The sequence below is a fragment of the Micromonospora sp. C28SCA-DRY-2 genome, assembly GCF_030519475.1.
In the GTDB taxonomy this organism is placed as follows: Bacteria; Actinomycetota; Actinomycetes; order Mycobacteriales; family Micromonosporaceae; genus Micromonospora.
On sequence record NZ_JAUMKD010000009.1, the window covers coordinates 77,273 to 95,028 of the forward strand.

Below are 17,756 nucleotides of genomic sequence, written 5' to 3' on the forward strand. Positions count from 1 at the left end.
TCCTCTGGTTCGAGCCGGCGCCTATTCCGGCGACCGGCAGGCGGCCGGATCCAGCGCCGGCGCGATGGTGTCGGAGGGCGGGGCGTCGGGCGTGCTGGCCGGCGCGGCGCTACCGCTCGGCGCGCCGCCGGGCGTCGGGCTGCCGGTGGCGGGACCGGGCGTCACGCCCGGCGACGGCGTGCCCGGAGCGGGCGTCGCGCCGGTGGCGGCCGCCGTCATGGTCGGGCTCGGCGGGCAGATCGGCTTCAGGTTCGGGTTGGTCGGGGTGTCACTGGTCAGCTCGGCCAGGCGGCGCTCGGCGTCCGGCTGGCTCTTGGCCGGGATGCCCTGCTTGACCTGCTCCTGCGCGGCCAGGGTGAGATCGTCCAGCTCGGCCGGGCTGGTGGAGTGCACGGTGGAGAGGTCCATCCCGGCGATCTCGCCCTGGATGCCCCGGAAGACCGCCACCTGGCCGTCCTCGGTCGCCCCGACGTAGTACTGCCGCTGGGTGTAGCTCCACCCGCCGAACAGGCCGCCACCGAGGATCACCAGCAGCGCCAGCGTCATCGCGGCGGCGCGTACCGGGCGGTGCCGACGGCGCTCCGGCTCGTCCTCGGCGCTCGCCGCCGGCTCCTCGGGAGCGGCGGGCCGGGGGGCGGACAGGGCCGAGGCCCGGGCCGCCGGGGTGGAGACGTCGGCGGAGGTGGCCATGCCGCGGTCGCGGGCGGCGGCGCCGCCGACGATCGGGGTGGCCTCGACGATGTCCTGGTCGGTGGCGTCCGCGATGATCACGGTGATGTTGTCCGGACCACCGCCGCGGAGCGCGAGCTGCACCAGCCGCTCCACGCACTGCTGCGGGTCGGCGTACTCGCGCATTGTGTCCGCGATGGTGTCCGCGCTGACCACGCCGGAGAGCCCGTCGCTGCAGATCAGGTAGCGGTCACCGGGCAGCACCTGGCGGACGGAGTATTCCGGGTCGATGTCGCGGCCGTCGAGCGCCCGGGTCAGCAGCGAGCGCTGGGGGTGGCTGCTCGCCTCCTCGGCGCTGATCCGACCCTCGTCGACCAGCATCTGGACGTAGGTATCGTCCTTGGTGATCTGCGCGAACTCGCCGTTGCGCAGCAGATAGGCGCGCGAGTCACCGATGTGCACCATGCCCAGCTTGCTGCCGGAGAAGAGGGTGGCGGTGAGCGTGGTGCCCATCCCCTCCAGCTGCGGGTTGGCGTCCACGGTGTCGCGGAGCTGCTGGTTGGCGGTGCCCACCGCCGACCGCAGCGCGTCCACGAGGGCGTCCCCGGGGACGTCCTCGTCCAGTGGCGCCATGGCGCCGATGACGATGTTGCTGGCGACGTCACCGGCGGCCATGCCGCCCATGCCGTCGGCAACGGCGAGTAGCCGCGGCCCGGCGTAGACGGAGTCCTGGTTACCGTCTCGGATCAGACCGCGGTCGCTGTGGGCCGCATAGCGCAGGGTCAGAGTCATGGCCGTAATTCGAGGGAAGTGCGGCCGATCCGGATCGGCACGCCGAGGGGGACGGGGGTCGGTCCGGTGACCTTAGCGCGATCCAGGTACGTCCCGTTAGTCGAGCCGAGGTCCTCGACGAACCACTGCCCGTCGCGCGGCACCAGCCGGGCGTGCCGCGCGGAGGCGTAGTCGTCAGTGATGACGAGGGTGGAGTCCTCGGCCCGACCGATGGTGATCTGCGCTTCACCGAGAGTGATCCTGGTGCCGGCCAGCTGACCGGCGGTCACCACCAGCTGGTGCGCCGCCCTGCCCCGCTTCACCTTCGCCGGCTTCGCCGCCTGCCCGGTCGACGCGCCGACCGCCCGGGGCGCGGCCACCAGCCGGCCCGACCGGGCGCCCGCGAAGAGATCCCGGCGGATGACGCCGACCACCGTGAACACGAAGATCCACAGCAGGATGAGGAACCCGAACCGGGCGACGGTGATGACGAGTTCCGGCAAGGCGGGTCAGCCGTCCACGCGGAAGGTCAGCGTCGTGGTGCCCAGCTGGATCATGTCCCCGGGGTTGAGCGCGACGGCGGAGACCCGCTGGCCGTTGACCATCGTGCCGTTGGTCGAGCCGAGGTCGGTCAGCACGACCTGGCCGCCGTCGAAGTCCAGTCGGGCGTGCCGGCGCGAGATGCCGACGTCCGGCAGGCGCAGGTTGGCCTGGTCGCCGCGGCCGATCACGGTCGAGCCCATCTGCAGCGGGTAGGTGCGCCCGTCGCCGGAGACCAGCCGGACGTTGCGGCCGCCGCCGTGCCCCGGCGGGGGGCCGTAGCCGCCGCCCTGGTCGTAGGCGGGGTACGCGGGCGGGCCGGCGTCGTAGCCGGGCGCCGAGACCGGGGCGACCTCGCCGCCGGTGTAGACCTCGGCGGTGACCCGGAACATGCCGGTGTCCAGCCCCTCGCCGCGCTCGATCTCGACGATCACGTCGCCGTAGACCGTCCAGGCCTGCTCGCCGATGAACTCCGCCTGCGACTGGGCCAGTTCCTGGGCCAGCGCGGCGGCGTACGGCGCCAGCCGACTGTGGTCGTACGGCGAGAGATCGATCACGTAGCGGTTGGGCACCAACGTGCGCCCACCAGCCAGGATGGCCTTGTGCGCCTCGGCCTCCCGCTGCATGGCGTTGAGGATCTCCACGGGGTGGACCACCCCTTTGAAGACCTTGGCGAAGGCCCCCTCGACCAGGCCTTCCAGACGCTTCTCGAAGCGTTGCAGCACGCTCACCGGCTCCTCCTCGGGTCCCGAGGACATGATGGTATCCGGCCGGGGCGCGCGCAGCTCACACGCCGCTCGGCCGGCTGGCGCCCGCCCGTTCGGACGGGCCGATGTTGTCGTGCTACTCTTTCGTCCGCCACGAACGGTAACCGCTCGACGAACGGTAACCGGTCGCGGTCGACGACCGGAGCCGGTAACCTGGCCGGGCCCCGCTGGAGACAGCAGGACCGGCACAGACTACAGTGTTCGAGGTCGAGCCACGGGGAAGTGGCGGAATGGCAGACGCGCACGGTTCAGGTCCGTGTGCCCGAAAGGGCGTGGGGGTTCAACTCCCCCCTTCCCCACCAGAAGTGACGAGGGCTCCGCAGCGATGCGGGGCCCTCGCGCCGTATCGGGGCGTGCCGTACGTCACGCTATGCTCCGATGGTTTCTGCCTCCGATGGACCAGGAGTGGCGTGTGAGTGTCGCGTTCGTGACCGGGTCGGGCGGGCTGATCGGCTCCGAGGCGGTCCGGCACTTCGCCGGCCTCGGTCTCGACGTCGTCGGCATCGACAACGACATGCGGCAGGAGTTCTTCGGCGCGGAGGCGTCGACCGCCTGGAACGTCCGGCGGCTCACCGACGAACTGGGGAGCGCGTACTCGCACCACAGCATCGACATCCGGGACCGGGACGCGCTGGCGAAGCTGTTCCGCCGGTACGGCAGCGACGTCGCCGTGGTGGTGCACACCGCCGCGCAGCCCTCGCACGACTGGGCGGTACGCGACCCGTTCACCGACTTCGACGTGAACGCCGGCGGCACCCTCAACGTGCTGCAGAACGTCCGCGAGCACTGCATCGAGGCGCCGGTCATCCACTGCTCCACCAACAAGGTCTACGGCGACCGGCCCAACAGTCTGCCGCTGGTGGAGCTGGAGACGCGCTGGGAGATCGAGCCGGGGCACCCGTACGAGCAGGGCATCCGCGAGGACATGTCGATCGACTCGTGCCTGCACTCGATCTTCGGCGCCTCGAAGGTGGCCGCGGACGTGATGGTGCAGGAGTACGGCCGCTACTTCGACATGCGGACCGCCTGCTTCCGGGGCGGCACGCTGACCGGCCCGGCCCACTCGGCCACCGAACTGCACGGCTTCCTCGGCTACGTGATGCGGGCCAACATGGAGCGCCGGACGTACAAGATCTTCGGCTACCAGGGCAAGCAGGTGCGGGACGCGATCCACAGCTCGGACGTGGTCTCGGCGTTCGAGGCGTTCTTCCGCAACCCCCGCTCGGCGGCGGTCTACAACCTCGGCGGCGGCCGGCACTCCAACACCTCGATGCGGGAGGCCTTCACGATCGCCCAGGAGATCACCGGCCACGAGATGATCTCCGAGTACGTCGAGGCGAACCGGATCGGCGACCACAAGTGGTGGATCGGCTCCAACGAGGCCTTCCAGGCCGACTACCCGGAGTGGAAGCAGGTCTACGACGTGCCCATGATCATGCGGGAGATCTACGAGGCCAACGTGGACAAGTGGGTGCCGGGAGCATGACGCCGAGCCGCAAGCGCAACGTCCTCGGCGTCCTGGTCGACGCCACCGACTACGCCGCCGCCACCGAGCAGGTGGTGGCCGCCGCGCAGGAGCGCCGGCCGCTGGCGCTGACCGCGCTCGCCGTGCACGGGGTGATGACCGGGGTGCTCGACCGGGCGCACAACGCCCGGCTGAACTCGTTCGACGTGGTCACCCCGGACGGTCAGCCGGTGCGCTGGGCGCTCAACCTGCTGCACGGCGCCGGCCTCACCGACCGGGTCTACGGCCCGACCCTGACCCTGCACGTGCTGTCCCGGTTCGCCGACGAGGGACTGCCGGTCTACCTCTACGGCTCCACCGAGGAGACCCTGTCCCGGCTGATCCCGGCGCTGGAGCGGATGTTCCCGGCCCTCAAGATCGCCGGGGTGGAGCCGTCCAAGTTCCGCGCCGTGCGCCCCGGCGAGGACGTCGAGATCGCCGACCGGATCAAGGCCAGTGGGGCCCGGCTCGTCCTGGTCGGGCTCGGCTGCCCGCGCCAGGAGGTCTTCGCGTACGCCATGCGGCCGCTGCTGGACATGCCGCTGATGGCGGTCGGGGCGGCGTTCGACTACCACGCCGGGCTGCTGCGCAAGCCGCCGCCGTGGATGCAGCGGGCCGGCCTGGAGTGGCTCTGGCGGCTCGGCCTGGAGCCGAAGCGGCTCTGGCACCGCTACCTGGTGCTCAACCCGGCCTACCTGAGCCGGCTGTTCGGGCAGAAGACCGGCCTGTGGAAGGCGACCCCGCCGCCGCCGGCCACCGAACGCCTGACCGAATTCGCTGTCTGACCCGCGTCACGACTACCGCGAGGGGCCCCTCCCGGGCTGGGAGGGGCCCCGAGCGGTCGCTGGTCAGAGGGTCAGCGTCCAGGTGTTGAGGTAGCCGGTGTCACCGGAGTAGACGTCCCGCACCCGCAGCTGCCAGGTGCCGTTCGCCGCCTCGCTCGACAGGTTCACGGTGTAGGTGGTGTTGATGTTGTCCGCGCCGTCCCAGAAGCTGCTGTTCTTCAGCCGGTAGGCCGAGCCGTCCGGAGCGACCAGGTCGACCACCAGGTCACCGCGGTAGGTGTGCACGATGTTCACCGCCACCGTCGAGCTCGCCGAGGCGTTCCGGGCGCACCCGGAGATGGTGATCGAGCTGGACACCGTGGCGCCGGTGTCCGGGATCGCCACGTCGGTGCCGTTGCTGCCGGAGCAGCCGCCGCCACCGGAGCCGGTCACCGTCAGGGTGTAGGTCGCGGTCCGGGTGCCGGAGGCCGCGCTGCCGGTGACGGTCACCGGGTAGGTGCCGGGCGGCGTGCTGGCCGAGGTGCTGATGGTCAGCGTCGACGAACCACCCGAGGTCACCGTGGCCGGGTTGAACGTGGCGGTCGCGCCGGACGGCAGGCCGCTGGCGGAGAGGCTGACCGACTGGGCCGAGCCGTTGGTGGTGGCGGTGCCGACAGTGGTGGTCACCGAGCCGCCGGGCGCGGTGGAGCCGGAGGTCGGCGAGACCGAGACGGAGAAGTCGTTCACCGGCGGGGTGCCGTCGTTCACCACGTAGAGCAGCCGGTTCGGGGTGCCGGTGCCCGGGTTCGTCACCACGTTCGGGGTGGCGTTGTTGACCAGGCTGTCGCGCACCTGCTGCGGGCTCCACGACGGGTTGGCCGAGAGCACCAGCGCCGCGGCGCCGGCCACGTGCGGGGACGCCATCGAGGTGCCGCTGATCGTGTTCGTGGCGGTGTTGCCGGTGTGCCAGGCGGAGGTGATGTTGACGCCCGGCGCCAGGATGTCGACGCAGGTGCCGAAGTTGGAGAAGCTCGCCGCCGCGTCGTTGTTCTGGGTGGCGCCGACGGTGATCGCCGAGGCGACCCGGGCCGGCGAGTAGTTGCAGGCGTTCTGCCGGTTGCCGAAGATGTCGCCGTTGCCGGCCGCGACGGCGTACGTGATGCCGGAGTTGATGGAGTTGGTGACCGCGGTGTCGATCGAGCTGTTGGCGCCGCCGCCCAGGCTCATGTTCGCCACCGCCGGCTTGACCGCGTTCGCGGTGACCCAGTCGATGCCGGCCACGACCTGGGCGTTGGTGCCGGAGCCCTGGCAGTTCAGCACCCGGACGCCGACGATCTGGACGCCCTTTGCCACCCCGTACGCGGAGCCGCCGACGGTGCCCGCGACGTGCGTGCCGTGGCCGTTGCAGTCGTCGGCGGAGCCGCCGTCCACCGCGTCGAAGCCGGAGACCGCCCGGCCGCCGAAGTCGTTGTGCCCGTACAGCACGCCGGTGTCGATGACGTAGGCGCGCACGTTGGACGCCGTGTTCGGGTAGGTGTACGAGTTGTTCAGCGGCAGGTTGCGCTGGTCGATCCGGTCCAGACCCCAGGACGGGGGGTTGGTCTGGGTGCCGGAGATCGTCACCGTGTGGTTCTGCTCGACGTACGCCACCGCGGGGTCGGCGGCGATCCGCGCGGCGGCCTTCGCGCCGACCCGGACCTCGAAGCCGCGCAACGCCGCGCCGTAGGTACGCGCCACCGTGCCGCCGTGCCGGCCGACCAGGCGCTGGGCGTTGTCACCCACCGCGCTCCGCCCGACGGCGCTGTCCTTGAACACGACGATGTAGCTGTCCGCGACGGCGGTGTCCCCGCCGGCACTGCGGATCACCCCGACCGGTTCGGCGGCCATCGCGGGCGTGGCGGCCGCCACCATCGCCAGCGCGGCCACCCCGACGAGTACGGACCTGTGTGGAAGAGCCATCTTCCTACCTCCCTCCTCCGACCAGCACCGAGCGTCCACCCGTTCGTGGCGGGCGGATCGATGGGCACCAATCGATCTGAGGGTAGATCGACCCGGAGAGACTGATAAACATGTCGAATCGTCAATAACACCAGGGGGATGACCCCCTACGGGACGCGACTACGGGCGGAACGGGGGACGGGCCCGGATTCGCCCGGCCCGCGAACGGGCAAGGCTGTGAGACATGGAGAGCCATCTCGCCGTGCTGCTGCCGGTCGCCGCCGTCTGGCTGGCCGCCGGCTACGTCGCGGACGGGCTGCCCCGGATCGACCACGCCCACGCCCTGCGCCGGCGGGCCGGCTGGTCGCTCGTCCTCACCCTGACCGGACTGGGGCTGACCGCGGCGGTGCTGGCCGCCGGGCTGTCCAGCGGCGGGGCCACCATGGCGGACCGGGCCGCCGGCAACCTCGCCCTCGCCGCCGGACCGGCCGCGCTGGTCGCGCTGCTCGCCGTACGCCGGCTGCGCCGGTTGTGGGCCGGCGCGGGCGCCTTCGCCGACGCGCCGGACACGCCCGCGCCGCACGGCCTGCGGGCCGCCGCCGCGCATCCGATGATCGGGCTCCCGTTGCAGGTCACCGGCCTGGCCACGGTGCCGGCGCTGCTCACCGCCGGCGGCGCGGACCTGCTCGTCGAACCCGGCGTGACCGGCCCGGCGATCACCGCCGGCGCGCTCGGTGTCGCCGTGCTCGGGGTCCGGCACGCGCTGCGGCACAACCGGCTGGCCGAGCGGGCGCTGCCGGCGGAACCGCCGGCAGCGGTGCGCTGGGCGGTGCCGGTCGAGCGGATGACGCTGGCCGAACCGGCCGAACCGGTGTCAGCGGGAGCGGCCGGTCCCCTGCACGTATAGCAGTTCCAGGATCGCCCGGGTCGCCTCGAACCAGCGGTCCAGCCATCCCGGCGGGGGCACGCTGCCCTTCGGCGGCAGCTCCATCAGCAGGCCGCGCAGCAGCGGGTGGTCGGCCAGCGACTCGTTCGGCTCCATCGACCAGCCGCCGGGCGGGAACGAGGGCTCGGTCAGCGGGTTCGGGTCCAACGACGGCAGGGAGAGCGGCGGGCCCGCCTGCTCGGGTGCGGTGGGCGCGGCGTCCCGGCCGGCGTTCTCGGCGTCGGTCGACACCACCTCGGTCAGCACGGTGTCCCGGCGCGCCCCCCGGTACTTGCCACCGAACCGCTCCGGCTTGCCCGGGCCGTTGGTGAGGTTGTCTGAACCGATCGTCGTCATCCGTCTCGCCTGCCTAGCCTCGGTTGTCGATCCGCGGCGGGTTGTCGACCAGCGCCGTACCGAGGGGTACAACGAGACGGGACCGATGTGGCGACGGGAATCCCGGAGCCGGGGTCGCGTCCGGGCGGCGGGCGGCGCCGCGGCGGCGGGCACGGCGGGGCGACCGCGGCCCCCTCCCGTCTGCCACGGGCACGGGCGGGTCCCCGTCCGGCGGACCGGACGGGGACAGCCGCGGTGTCACCCGGTGGTCAGTCCCGGCCGAAGCCGCCGCGCTTGGCGCCATCGACGAAGGCGTGCCAGTCGCCCGGGGCGAAGACCAGGGCGGGACCTGTCTTGTCCTTCGAGTCCCGGACCCCGACCGCCCCGGTCACGTACGCCACCTCCACGCAGTTGTCACAGTTCGGCCCGCTCTTCGAGCTCTTGAACCACGTTGCCTGCGTCAGGTCCACGGGGAACCCCTTGGTCGCCATTTCCACAACGGCTCCTCTGCCAGTTTCGCGATGTGTGCGATGGACTCCTCCGGACGAATGGCGGCCGCACGGATGTGATCGAAGATGAAGCTGTACTTCTGCAGTTCGTCACTCTTCTCCAGGAAGAGCCCACCCGTGGCGTTCTCCGCGTACACGACATCCGGATCACCGGGCTCGGGGAAGCTGAGGATCGTGAAGGTGCCGTCCATGCCGGCGTGCGCCCCCACCTCGAACGGCAGGATCTGCAACGTCACGTTCGGCAACTCGGCCACCTCGACCAGCCGCTTGAGCTGGCCACGCATCACTTCGTCCCCGCCCACCGGCCGGCTCACCACCGCCTCATCGAGCACCACCCACAGATCGACCGGATCATCCTGAGTCAGCAACGACTGGCGACCCAGTCGGACACGGACACGTTGTGCGACCTGTTCGGCGGTGAAGTCCGGCCGAGCGGCGCGGATCATGGCACTCGCGTACTCCTCGGTCTCCAACAGACCGGGGACCACCTGCTGCTCGTACGCCCGGATCGAGCTGGCGGCCGCCTCCAGCCCGACGTACGCCCCGACCAGGACCGTGCTGTAGGGGTGCCACCAGCCCTTCTGCCGGGCCTCCCGGGCGATCTGCACCAGCTCGTCGCTCTCCGCGCCGACCACGCCGTAGATCCGGAGCATGTCCCGCACGTCCCGCGGCGTGGCGGTGGTGTGGCCGGTCTCGATCCGGGAGATCTTCGACGCCGAGCACTCCAACTGCTCCGCGACGGCCTCGATGGTGATCCCGGCCGCCTCCCGCTGCCGGCGCAACTCGGCGCCGAGCCGGCGCCGGCGGATCGTCGGGCTGCGCCGCTCGCTCACGATCGCACCTCGGCTGCCGTTCCGGCCCGCTCGCTGGCCCTCACCGGTACACCTCCGCGTGGACGCGCCGCTGTCGCCGCCCGCCGGGGCGCGACACTGGGGCGGCGGGCGAGGCGTTCGCGGCAGGGGTGGTGCCGGTCGTCGGCCGGCCGCGACGGGCGAAACCGGCCCTCAGTGTGCCGTTTGGACGGCGACGGCTTCAAGCGTCCCGATGCGCGAGCCGCTCGCGTATCGGCAAAAGTCGACGTGCAACTTGCATGTCGCACGTGTCTGATGCACTCTGTCCGTATGGCACGGGTCACTCACCGTCAAGATCGCTCGTCCGGAGCGGTGACCCCACCAGCGCCCGGAAACCGGACGGTGATCGTGCCCGACCTGCGACAACAAGATCTGCCCCGGGCTGATGACCCCGCCGCTGCACGCCAGCAGACTGCGGCGGCGGGAGCGGTGCCCGGGAGCGATCGGGTGTTGGTCGGGTGGCGGCACGCCACCAGCGGGCGCCGCCCGACCACCACCACCCGCACCCGCCGGCCCACCGGGCACGACCCCGTCGCCCGGCCGGAAACCTTCCCCCGCCCAGCTCCGCCGGCCCGTCCGCCGGCCAACCCTCCCCAGGAGCCCATGTGCTTCCCCGCTCCGGTGACGTACTGCACGTGACTCGCGCGGCGAGTGTCCAGTTCCTCAGGCCCATCATGTTCCGGGTGATCCGGGTGCTCGACTGGCCGACCTACGACGGTTGGCTCTGGCTCGACGGCTACGAGTTGAACGCGGCGGGGGACGCGGTCAACCGGCGGTCGATCTTCGTACAGCGGCAGGGGCTGCGCCAGCTGCGGGCCGCCCCGGAAACCCGCCCGCACACCGTGCGGACGGCCCGCCGGCCGGTCGTACGGACCCCGGTCCGGGTGGGCTGACCGCTCCGAACGGCCGCCGGGGGGCATGCCGCCGCCATAGAATCGGTATGCCCACCCCGGCAGGTTTCCACCCCGCGCGTCCAGGACCCCGAACCTGGGATGGCCATGGTCAATCAGTCCGCCGCGCGGCGGCCCCACCGCTCCCGTATCGCCTACGCCTTCGGAATCCTGGCGCTGTTCGGCGCCGCGACCACGCTCGTGGTCGTGGTCCGCGACCCCGCCCTGTCGTCCACCCGACTCACCGATCCGGTCCCGGCGCCCGAGATCACCGTGATCGGCGAGGACCCGTCGGCGCGACCGCACGACGAGTACGACCCGTTCGCGTTCGACGAGTCCGACCCGCCGGCGACCGAGCCGACCCCCGACGCCGGCGCGCCGGTCGACGCCGCACCGCCGGGCGCGGAGCCGGCGGCGGCCGGCGGGCACACACCGGAGGACATCCGCCGTTCGCTGTTCTGGTCGGGCGTCCTCGGCCTGGCCATCTCGCTCGCCGGCCTGGGGTTGGTGGGGACGAGACGCCGGATGTGGTGACCGGTCCCCAACCGGGCCGCCCCCAGCGCCGGATCAGTCCGCCGGGCCGGATCAGGCTGGGCTGGGCTGGGCTGGGCCCGGGCTCGGATCGGGCCGGGGTCGGATCGGGCCCTGGGTCGGCTGGGGCCGGGTCGGCTCGGGCGCGCCGCCGGAATGGGCTCAGCCCGTCGGGGTGGGTTCGGTGGTCGGCTCGCTGGGGCTCGCGGTCGGCGTCGGCCTGCCCCGGGAGACGGTCAACGTGACCTCCTCGTCGGCCGGCACCCGTTCGCCCGCCGCCGGGTCGGTCTCGATCACCGTGCCGGCCGGCTGGTCCGACGCCCGGTACTCGACCCGGTGGTCCAACCCGAGCCGGTCCAGGATCGCCTCCGCCGCCTCCCGCGACAGACCGACCAGCGGCGGCACCGGCACCTCGACCGGTTCACTGGTCGGCGGTGCGGACGGCGACTCGGTGGTGGGCTCCGCGGTGGTCGGCGCGGGCGTGGTCGGCGCGGTCCGGGTCGGTGACACCGACGGGGTCGGGCCGGGTTCCGTCCCGTCGTCCGCCGACTGGAGCGCGAACCACAGCCCGGCACCGAGCAGGGCGAGCAGCAGCAGCACGACCACGCCCCAGAGGATGGGCAGCCACCAGGGCCGGCCGCTGTCCTCGGCGTACCACTCGCCGCCAGCCGGCTGGTAGTCGGCCGGCCGCGGTGGCGGCACCTCGGCCCGGCCCGACCACAGCGCCGGGCCGGGACGGTCGGTCGGCGGCAGCGGGGCGGTCCGGTCGGGCGCGGCCGGCTCGGGCGGCTGCGCCGCCGTCCGGTCCACCGGGCCGGGCAGCCGCTGCGTCCGGTCGACCGGTTCCGGCCCGCCGGCCCGGTCGTCCGACGGCGGCAGCGGCCGGGTGGAGTCGTCCTGCTCCCCGGCGGGCGGCTCCTGGCGCTCGTCGCTCATGCCGGCACCCCGCTTCGCTGCGTGCCGCCATGAGGCACCCTCACGCTGTACCGATGATTCGCTCGCCGACGCTCGCTCATGCCGGCACTCCGCTTCGCCGCGTGCCGCCATGAGGCACCTTCACGCTGTACCGATGATTCGCTCGCTGACGCTCGCTCATGGCACGTCCTCCCGGAGCCGGGACGGGCGACTTGGCCCTCGCCCGTCAACCTAGCGGTCCGGGCGGCCATCGGCCGGGATCAGCGTGCCGACCCGCCCGTCACGGCACCGGGGACGCGGTGACCGAGCCGGGCGCCCCCACCCCGCACCAGAGGGCCACCGGGTCGTTCCAGTTACCGGCGGTGTCGCCGGCCGGCTCCTGGCGGGTGACCACGCCCCGCCGGCCGGACCGGTACCGCGGGTAGAAGCCCTCGTCGACCAGTTCGTCGGCCGCGTCGTCGCACTCCTCACCGACCACGTCGGGCACCGTGCTGGCCGGCGCCGGACCGGCGACGTAGAGGTGCACCGTGGTGCCCGGCCGCACCTCCTCACCGACAGCGGGAGAGGTACGGGTGACGCTGCGCCCGGTGCCGGTGCCGAAGATCAGCCGCCAGCCCAGCCGCCGCTCCCGCAGTTCGTCGCGGGCCTCGACGAAGTCGGTGCCGATCAGCGGCGGCACGGTCAGCCCGGTGGACCGGGTCGGCGACGTCGACCGGGGCGCGGTCGGGGTGACCTCGGCACGGCTCGGAGCGGCGCTCGGGCTGCCGGTCGGCACACCGGTGCTGGCGCCGGCGACGGGCCGGCCGGTGGGTTCGGTGTCCTCCCCGGCGAGCAGCCACCCGCCGGTGGCGCCGATTGCGGCGAGCAGCGCGACGGCCAGCCCGCCGCCGAGCACCAGGGTCAGCCGATCCCGCCCGGCCCGCGCGCCGTCCGTTCCCGGGCCCGTGTTCCCATCCGTCATACCGCCCACCGCCTCATCCCCGGCGACCGTACCCGGCGCCGCCAAGCCCGTTCCGCGCGGTCGCCGCGCGGCACCGTGGTCGCCGCCCGTCATCGGGCGACCACCCGGCGGTACGGTTCCCCGCGTCCCGATCCCCGGCGTGCCCGCACCACTCGCCGCGCCGACCCCGGGACGTTACGCTGCCCCGCATGGCCAGACGGGGCTGGGGAGGATCGATCGCCACCGCGATCGGCGTGGCTGCCGGCGCGGGCGCCGCCCAACTGGGTTTCGGCTACGGGCTGGGCATCATCAACTGGGCACCGGCCGACCCCGGCGCCGGACCGGCGAGCTGGGTCGCCAGTCTGGTCTGGGCCACCTGGATCGCCGCCACGTCGACCGTCTTCGGTGCGGTCTGCGCCCAGCGGCTGCGCGACCGGGGTACGCCGAGCCGCCCGCCGGTCGATCCCCGAGCCGACGACGCTTCGCCCGCCGCCGACCCGACGCCGGGCACCGGCACGGCCGACCCCGACGCCGGACCGGAGCAGGTCGGGCCGCTGCGGCTGCTCCTCCTGGCGCTCGCCGCCGGTGCCGGCGCGCTGATCACCGTGCTGCTGGTCGCCGTACCGGCCCGGATGGCGGAGGTGGCGGACACCCCCTCACCCCGGGAGGTCGCCGCCGGCTACGCGGCGGTCGGGGTGCTGGTGGGCGTCCTCACCGCGACCTGGGCGCTGCGCTCCCGGGCCGCCGCCGCCAACGTCATCGCCACCATCGCCTGGCTCTGGCTGCTCGCGGTGGTCGCCGTGGTCGACGGCGTGCTCGCCGGGCGCGGGCTGACCAGCGCGCAACTCGGCATCTGGCAGCTCAGCGCCGACGACGGCCGGTACTGGATCCGGGACTACCTCTACTGGCCCGGCGCGGTGCTGTCGTTGGGCTCCGCGCTGGTCATCGGCGCGCTCGCGGCCCGGGGCGCCGCTCGGCACCCCGACCACCGGGTCGGCGCGGTGGCCTCCGGCGCGGCCGGGCCGCTGCTCGTCGCGGTCGCCTACTTCCTCGCGGTGCCCCGGGTGACCGCGATCAGCCCGGAGCAGGTGTCGGCACACCTGATCGCCCCGTACGCGGTGATCGTCGGCGTCGGCGGTTCGGCGCTGGTGGCCGCGCTCGCCCAGCGCGCCGCCCGCCGTTCGGCGCCCACCGCCCCGGCCGCCGTCGAGCCGGCACCGGCCACACCGGCCGAGCCGAGGTCGACGGATCCGGTCGGATCCGGGACGGCGCGGGTGCCCCGGCAGCGCGCCGGCAGGACCGTCCGCCCACCCGCGGTCGGCGACCCGGCCACCGTCGGCGCCCCCGATCCGACCACCGTGGGCGGCACCGCCGTCGACCCGGCCACTACCGGTGCCACCGGCACCGAGCCGGCCACGGCCGGCGGCCCGTCCGCCGCCCCGACCGGCGACGCGAAGCGGGCCGGCACCTCGAAGCCGGCCGGCGGAGGCGACCCGAAGCCGGCCGGTGGCGCGGGAACCACGGGGACTGATCCGGCGACGCCGGCGGGTGACCCGGAAGGCGCCGCGGCTGGCGACGGTCCGGCCGGGCGACGCGCCCGGTCGACCCGACGCCCCCGCTGACGGCCATCCCCGACGGGACGACCGGCGGCGGCCGCCGCCTCCGTCAGTCCACCGGCCAGGTGTGCACCGGCTCGTTGCTGCGCTGGAGTTCGGCGTAGCGCTGGACCATGTGGTGCAGGGCGGCGTCGCGGTCCATCCCCCGGTGCCGCTCGGCGGCCCAGACCGCCTCGGTCTGCCAGACCGCGCCGTTGCGGCCGGTACGGCAGCGCTGCTCGATGATGCCGAGCAACCGGTCCCGCTCCGCCGGGGCCACCCCGAACCGGTCCAGTCCGGCCGCCGCCCGGGGCAGCAGCACGTCGAGGACCAGCTTGGTCACCGGCACCTCGCCCAGCCGCGGCCAGTGCAGGACGGCGTCCATCCCGCGCCGCGCGGCGGCGTGGAAGTTCTCCTCGGCCGAGCTGAAGGTGAGCTGGCTCCAGATCGGCCGGTCCGCCTCGGCCAGCCCCCGGGCCAGCCCGAAGTAGAAGGCCGCGTTGGCCAGCATGTCGACCACGGTCGGCCCGGCCGGCAGCACCCGGTTCTCCACCCGCAGGTGCGGACGGCCGTCCATGATGTCGTAGACCGGCCGGTTCCAGCGGTAGACAGTGCCGTTGTGCAGCCGCAGCTCACCCAGTTGCGGCACGCCGCCGCCGTGCAGCACCTCGACCGGGTCCTCGTCCTCGCAGATGGGCAGCAGCGGCGGGAAGTAGCGGACGTTCTCCTCGAAGAGGTCGAAGATCGAGGTGATCCACCGTTCGCCGAACCAGACCCGGGGGCGTACGCCCTGCGCCTTCAGCTCGTCCGGACGGGTGTCGGTGGCCTGCTGGAACAGCGCGATCCGGGTCTCGGCCCAGAGCTGCCGGCCGTAGAGGTACGGCGAGTTGGCGCCGATGGCGACCTGGGCCGCGGCGATCGCCTGGGAGGCGTTCCAGTAGTCGGCGAAGCTGTCCGGCGCGACCTGGAGGTGGAACTGGAGACTGGTGCAGGCGGCCTCGGGGGCGATCGAGTCGGTGTGCGTCTGGAGCCGCTCGACGCCCCGGATGTCGAGTTCGATGTCCTCTCCGCGGGCGCCGACGATCTGGTCGTTGAGCACCCGGTAGCGCTCGTTGGTGGAGAGGTTGTCGGCGACCAGGTGCCGCTCGGTGAGGGTGGGCAGGATGCCGACCAGGACGATCTTCGCGTCCGACTTGGCGGCCCGCTCGTCGGCCCGGGTGAGGCTGCCGCGCAGCTCGTGCTCGTAGTCGACGAAGCCGGTGCCCTCGATCAGCCGGGGCAGCGCGTTGAGTTCCAGGTTGAACTGCCCCAGCTCGGTCTGGAAGAGCGGATCGGCGATGTCGGCGAGGATCTCCTCGTTGCGCATCGCCGGCTCGGCGGCCGAGTCGACCAGGTTGAGCTCGATCTCCAGGCCGGTCATCGGCCGGTCGGCGTCGAACCCGAAGTCGTCGAGCATCAGCGCGAACACGTCCAGGCAGCGCCGGACCTTCTGCCGGTAGCGGACCCGGTCCTCCCGGGAGAAGGCGCCCTGCGCGACGTCCCTGCCCATGTCGTCCTCCCGGCGCGAGGCGCACTCGGGACGCGTACCGTCCCGGAAACGCATTGTGAACCATCCACGTTAAGAGCGTTGATCGCGGCGGACCAGAGGCCGGGTCCGCGGCCCACCGGCCGGGACGACCGCGACCCGTGCGAACGCGCTCCCGCCGGCATCTCTACCCAGCCGGTCCGGCCGGCCACCGCACCGCCGGGGGAACGAGCCGTGACAAATCGCACCCGTCCCCGCCAACCCCGCGGGCCGGTTCCGGGGGTACGGACGACGTCGGGCCCGTGCCGGCGTGCGGCACGGGCCCGAGTGCGTCGGATCCGGGGATCAGGCCTGGCGGACGGCCTCGCCCTCGATCTCGATCTTGACCTTCTTGCCGACCAGCACGCCGCCGGTCTCCAGGGCGACGTTCCAGGTCAGGCCGAACTCCTCGCGGTCGATCTCGGTGCTCGCGGAGAAGCCGAAGATGTCCTGGCCGAACGGGCTGCGGCCGACACCCTCGAACTCGACCTCCAGCTCGACCTGCCGGGTGACGCCCTTGACCGTCAGCTCGCCGAGGAGGACGAACTCGTTGCCGTCGCGGGACTTCACGCCGGTGCTGCGGAACTCCAGGGTGGGGAACTTCTCCACCTCGAGGAACTCGGCGCTGCGCAGGTGCGCGTCCCGGTCGGCCTGCTTGGTGTCGATGCTGGCCGCCTGGATGGTGGCGGTGACCGAGGACTGCATCGGGTCCTCGGCGACGGTGATGGTGGCGGCGGCGTCGGCGAACTCACCGCGTACCTTGCTCACCATCATGTGTCGGGCGACGAACCCGACGCGCTTGTGCGCCGCGTCCAGCACATAGGTGCCGGCGGTGGGGATGGTGAGGCCCTCCCAGTCGCGGGTAACCGGTTCGACGCTGCTGGTCATGGAAACTGCCCTCCGAGAGATATCGTTTAGTAGCCCAACGACTGCCTCAGCAACTATAGCGGCAGCAATATTCCTCGTGTCAAGGACTGTTAGGATGTACGGGTGAACCAGAACGTGTTCGACGACCCCCGGATCACCGCCGTCGGCCTGCTCTTCGAGGCGCATGCCGGGCTGTCGGCCCGGTTCTCCGCGCAGTTCGAGGAGCACGGCCTGTCGTCGGTCGAGTTCGAGGTGCTGACCCGGCTCGCCCGCTCACCCGGCAACCAACTGCGGATGACCGACCTGGCCGCACAGACCTCCCTGTCCACCAGCGGAGTCACCCGGGTGGTGGACCGGATGGAGCGCGACGGCCTGCTCACCCGGCGCGCCTGCCCCTCCGACCGGCGCAGCTCGTACGCGGTGGTCACCGCCGCCGGCCTGCAACGGCTCGACGAGACGCTCCCCGGCCACCTGCGCATCATCGAGCAGTGGTTCACCGGCCAGCTCGACCCGGCCGCGCTGGACGCGCTGCTCGACGGCCTGCGCCGGGTACGCGACGCCGTGCACCCGGGTGCCACCGCCGGCAGCACCACGCTGCCGGTGGAGTCCGCGGCGGCGCCGACCGGCTGCTGAGCCCGCCCGCCCGCCGGAACCGGCACCTCCGCCCGGCCCCGAACCGGACACCGGCAGAAAGACCGGCAGAACTGCCGCCGGCAGCGGGAGATAGTCGATCAAACCGGACGGGCGTCCCTCGGCCCGGTGGCTAATCTTCCTGCCACGGGGACCCACCGGGGGGTGACGGCGCGGGCGAAGAGCGAGGGGTAACAGGGGGCTTCCTCGCCCGCGCCACCCCGGTCCCGCGTTGCCGCGGCACCCGCGC

18 protein-coding genes and 1 tRNA gene are annotated in these 17,756 nt (G+C 73.0%); 8 read left to right on the forward strand and 11 right to left on the reverse strand.

Annotation, left to right across the window (positions count from 1 at the left end; all coding sequences use genetic code 11):
- Nucleotides 1–21: 21 nt before the first annotated feature.
- Genes Q3W71_RS27650 through Q3W71_RS27660 form a run of 3 tightly spaced genes read right to left on the reverse strand, consistent with a single transcriptional unit; the run spans nucleotide 22 to nucleotide 2,738 of the window.
- Nucleotides 22–1,461 (reverse strand): PP2C family serine/threonine-protein phosphatase, encoded by a 1,440-nt coding sequence (locus tag Q3W71_RS27650; RefSeq protein ID WP_302922402.1) that lies wholly within the window; start codon nucleotides 1,459–1,461, stop codon nucleotides 22–24.
- A complete protein-coding gene (locus Q3W71_RS27655) occupies nucleotides 1,458–1,943 on the reverse strand; it encodes an FHA domain-containing protein (protein WP_074315675.1) in 486 nt (161 codons plus the stop codon). The genes Q3W71_RS27650 and Q3W71_RS27655 overlap by 4 nt, the downstream gene beginning before the upstream one ends.
- Before the next feature lie 6 nt (nucleotides 1,944–1,949).
- Entirely contained in the window at nucleotides 1,950–2,738 is a 789-nt protein-coding gene (locus Q3W71_RS27660) for a DUF3662 and FHA domain-containing protein (RefSeq protein ID WP_088996759.1), read from the reverse strand.
- Nucleotides 2,739–2,963: 225 nt separating this feature from the next.
- Between Q3W71_RS27660 and Q3W71_RS27665 the strand changes: the two genes are divergently transcribed.
- The 3 genes from Q3W71_RS27665 to Q3W71_RS27675 all read left to right on the forward strand — a co-directional run bounded on the left by Q3W71_RS27665 (nucleotide 2,964) and on the right by Q3W71_RS27675 (nucleotide 5,036).
- Nucleotides 2,964–3,049, forward strand: a tRNA-Leu gene (locus Q3W71_RS27665).
- A 68-nt stretch (nucleotides 3,050–3,117) separates the two neighbouring features.
- Entirely contained in the window at nucleotides 3,118–4,233 is a 1,116-nt protein-coding gene (locus Q3W71_RS27670) for an NAD-dependent epimerase/dehydratase family protein (protein ID WP_302922403.1), read from the forward strand.
- Nucleotides 4,230–5,036: a WecB/TagA/CpsF family glycosyltransferase gene (locus Q3W71_RS27675; RefSeq protein ID WP_302922404.1), complete on the forward strand. Its 807-nt coding sequence runs from the start codon at nucleotides 4,230–4,232 to the stop codon at nucleotides 5,034–5,036. The genes Q3W71_RS27670 and Q3W71_RS27675 overlap by 4 nt, the downstream gene beginning before the upstream one ends.
- A gap of 63 nt (nucleotides 5,037–5,099) precedes the next feature.
- Here Q3W71_RS27675 and Q3W71_RS27680 read toward each other — a convergent pair whose 3' ends face one another.
- On the reverse strand, nucleotides 5,100–6,974 hold the full coding sequence (locus Q3W71_RS27680) for a S8 family serine peptidase (protein WP_302922405.1): 1,875 nt from the start codon (nucleotides 6,972–6,974) through the stop codon (nucleotides 5,100–5,102).
- Between the two features lie 223 nt (nucleotides 6,975–7,197).
- On the opposite strand from Q3W71_RS27680, the gene Q3W71_RS27685 reads away from it, so the two are divergent.
- Nucleotides 7,198–7,860, forward strand: coding sequence for a hypothetical protein (locus Q3W71_RS27685; protein WP_302922406.1), 663 nt, complete (start codon nucleotides 7,198–7,200; stop codon nucleotides 7,858–7,860).
- Here Q3W71_RS27685 and Q3W71_RS27690 read toward each other — a convergent pair.
- From Q3W71_RS27690 to Q3W71_RS27700, 3 genes are all read right to left on the reverse strand, one after another.
- On the reverse strand, nucleotides 7,828–8,235 hold the full coding sequence (locus tag Q3W71_RS27690; protein ID WP_302922407.1) for a hypothetical protein: 408 nt from the start codon (nucleotides 8,233–8,235) through the stop codon (nucleotides 7,828–7,830). The genes Q3W71_RS27685 and Q3W71_RS27690 overlap by 33 nt on opposite strands.
- A 248-nt stretch (nucleotides 8,236–8,483) precedes the next feature.
- Entirely contained in the window at nucleotides 8,484–8,705 is a 222-nt protein-coding gene (locus tag Q3W71_RS27695) for a DUF397 domain-containing protein (RefSeq protein ID WP_088996754.1), read from the reverse strand.
- Complete coding sequence (locus tag Q3W71_RS27700; RefSeq protein WP_088996753.1) at nucleotides 8,675–9,556, reverse strand: helix-turn-helix transcriptional regulator; 882 nt, start codon at nucleotides 9,554–9,556, stop codon at nucleotides 8,675–8,677. The genes Q3W71_RS27695 and Q3W71_RS27700 overlap by 31 nt, the downstream gene beginning before the upstream one ends.
- Before the next feature lie 623 nt (nucleotides 9,557–10,179).
- Between Q3W71_RS27700 and Q3W71_RS27705 the strand changes: the two genes are divergently transcribed.
- A complete protein-coding gene (locus tag Q3W71_RS27705) occupies nucleotides 10,180–10,467 on the forward strand; it encodes a hypothetical protein (RefSeq protein WP_302922408.1) in 288 nt (95 codons plus the stop codon).
- Between the two features lie 99 nt (nucleotides 10,468–10,566).
- On the forward strand, nucleotides 10,567–10,998 hold the full coding sequence (locus tag Q3W71_RS27710) for a hypothetical protein (protein WP_302922409.1): 432 nt from the start codon (nucleotides 10,567–10,569) through the stop codon (nucleotides 10,996–10,998).
- A gap of 159 nt (nucleotides 10,999–11,157) precedes the next feature.
- On the opposite strand, the gene Q3W71_RS27715 is transcribed toward Q3W71_RS27710, so the two are convergent.
- Together Q3W71_RS27715 and Q3W71_RS27720 are read right to left on the reverse strand one after the other, a co-directional pair.
- Nucleotides 11,158–11,931: a PASTA domain-containing protein gene (locus Q3W71_RS27715; RefSeq protein WP_302922410.1), complete on the reverse strand. Its 774-nt coding sequence runs from the start codon at nucleotides 11,929–11,931 to the stop codon at nucleotides 11,158–11,160.
- A 259-nt stretch (nucleotides 11,932–12,190) separates the two neighbouring features.
- Entirely contained in the window at nucleotides 12,191–12,871 is a 681-nt protein-coding gene (locus tag Q3W71_RS27720) for a PASTA domain-containing protein (protein WP_302922411.1), read from the reverse strand.
- Between the two features lie 188 nt (nucleotides 12,872–13,059).
- Between Q3W71_RS27720 and Q3W71_RS27725 the strand changes: the two genes are divergently transcribed.
- The gene (locus tag Q3W71_RS27725) at nucleotides 13,060–14,472 is read left to right on the forward strand and encodes a hypothetical protein (RefSeq protein WP_302922412.1); all 1,413 of its coding nucleotides are present in this window, start codon (nucleotides 13,060–13,062) and stop codon (nucleotides 14,470–14,472) included.
- A 43-nt stretch (nucleotides 14,473–14,515) separates the two neighbouring features.
- Here Q3W71_RS27725 and Q3W71_RS27730 read toward each other — a convergent pair whose 3' ends face one another.
- A complete protein-coding gene (locus Q3W71_RS27730) occupies nucleotides 14,516–15,994 on the reverse strand; it encodes a glutamate--cysteine ligase (RefSeq protein WP_302922413.1) in 1,479 nt (492 codons plus the stop codon).
- Nucleotides 15,995–16,315: 321 nt separating this feature from the next.
- Nucleotides 16,316–16,897, reverse strand: a complete 582-nt coding sequence (locus tag Q3W71_RS27735) for a YceI family protein (protein ID WP_302922414.1) — start codon at nucleotides 16,895–16,897, stop codon at nucleotides 16,316–16,318.
- Between the two features lie 102 nt (nucleotides 16,898–16,999).
- On the opposite strand from Q3W71_RS27735, the gene Q3W71_RS27740 reads away from it, so the two are divergent.
- Nucleotides 17,000–17,509 carry a MarR family winged helix-turn-helix transcriptional regulator gene (locus Q3W71_RS27740; protein WP_302922415.1) on the forward strand — a complete coding sequence of 170 codons (510 nt, stop codon included), beginning with the start codon at nucleotides 17,000–17,002 and terminating at the stop codon, nucleotides 17,507–17,509.
- Nucleotides 17,510–17,756 lie beyond the last annotated feature (247 nt).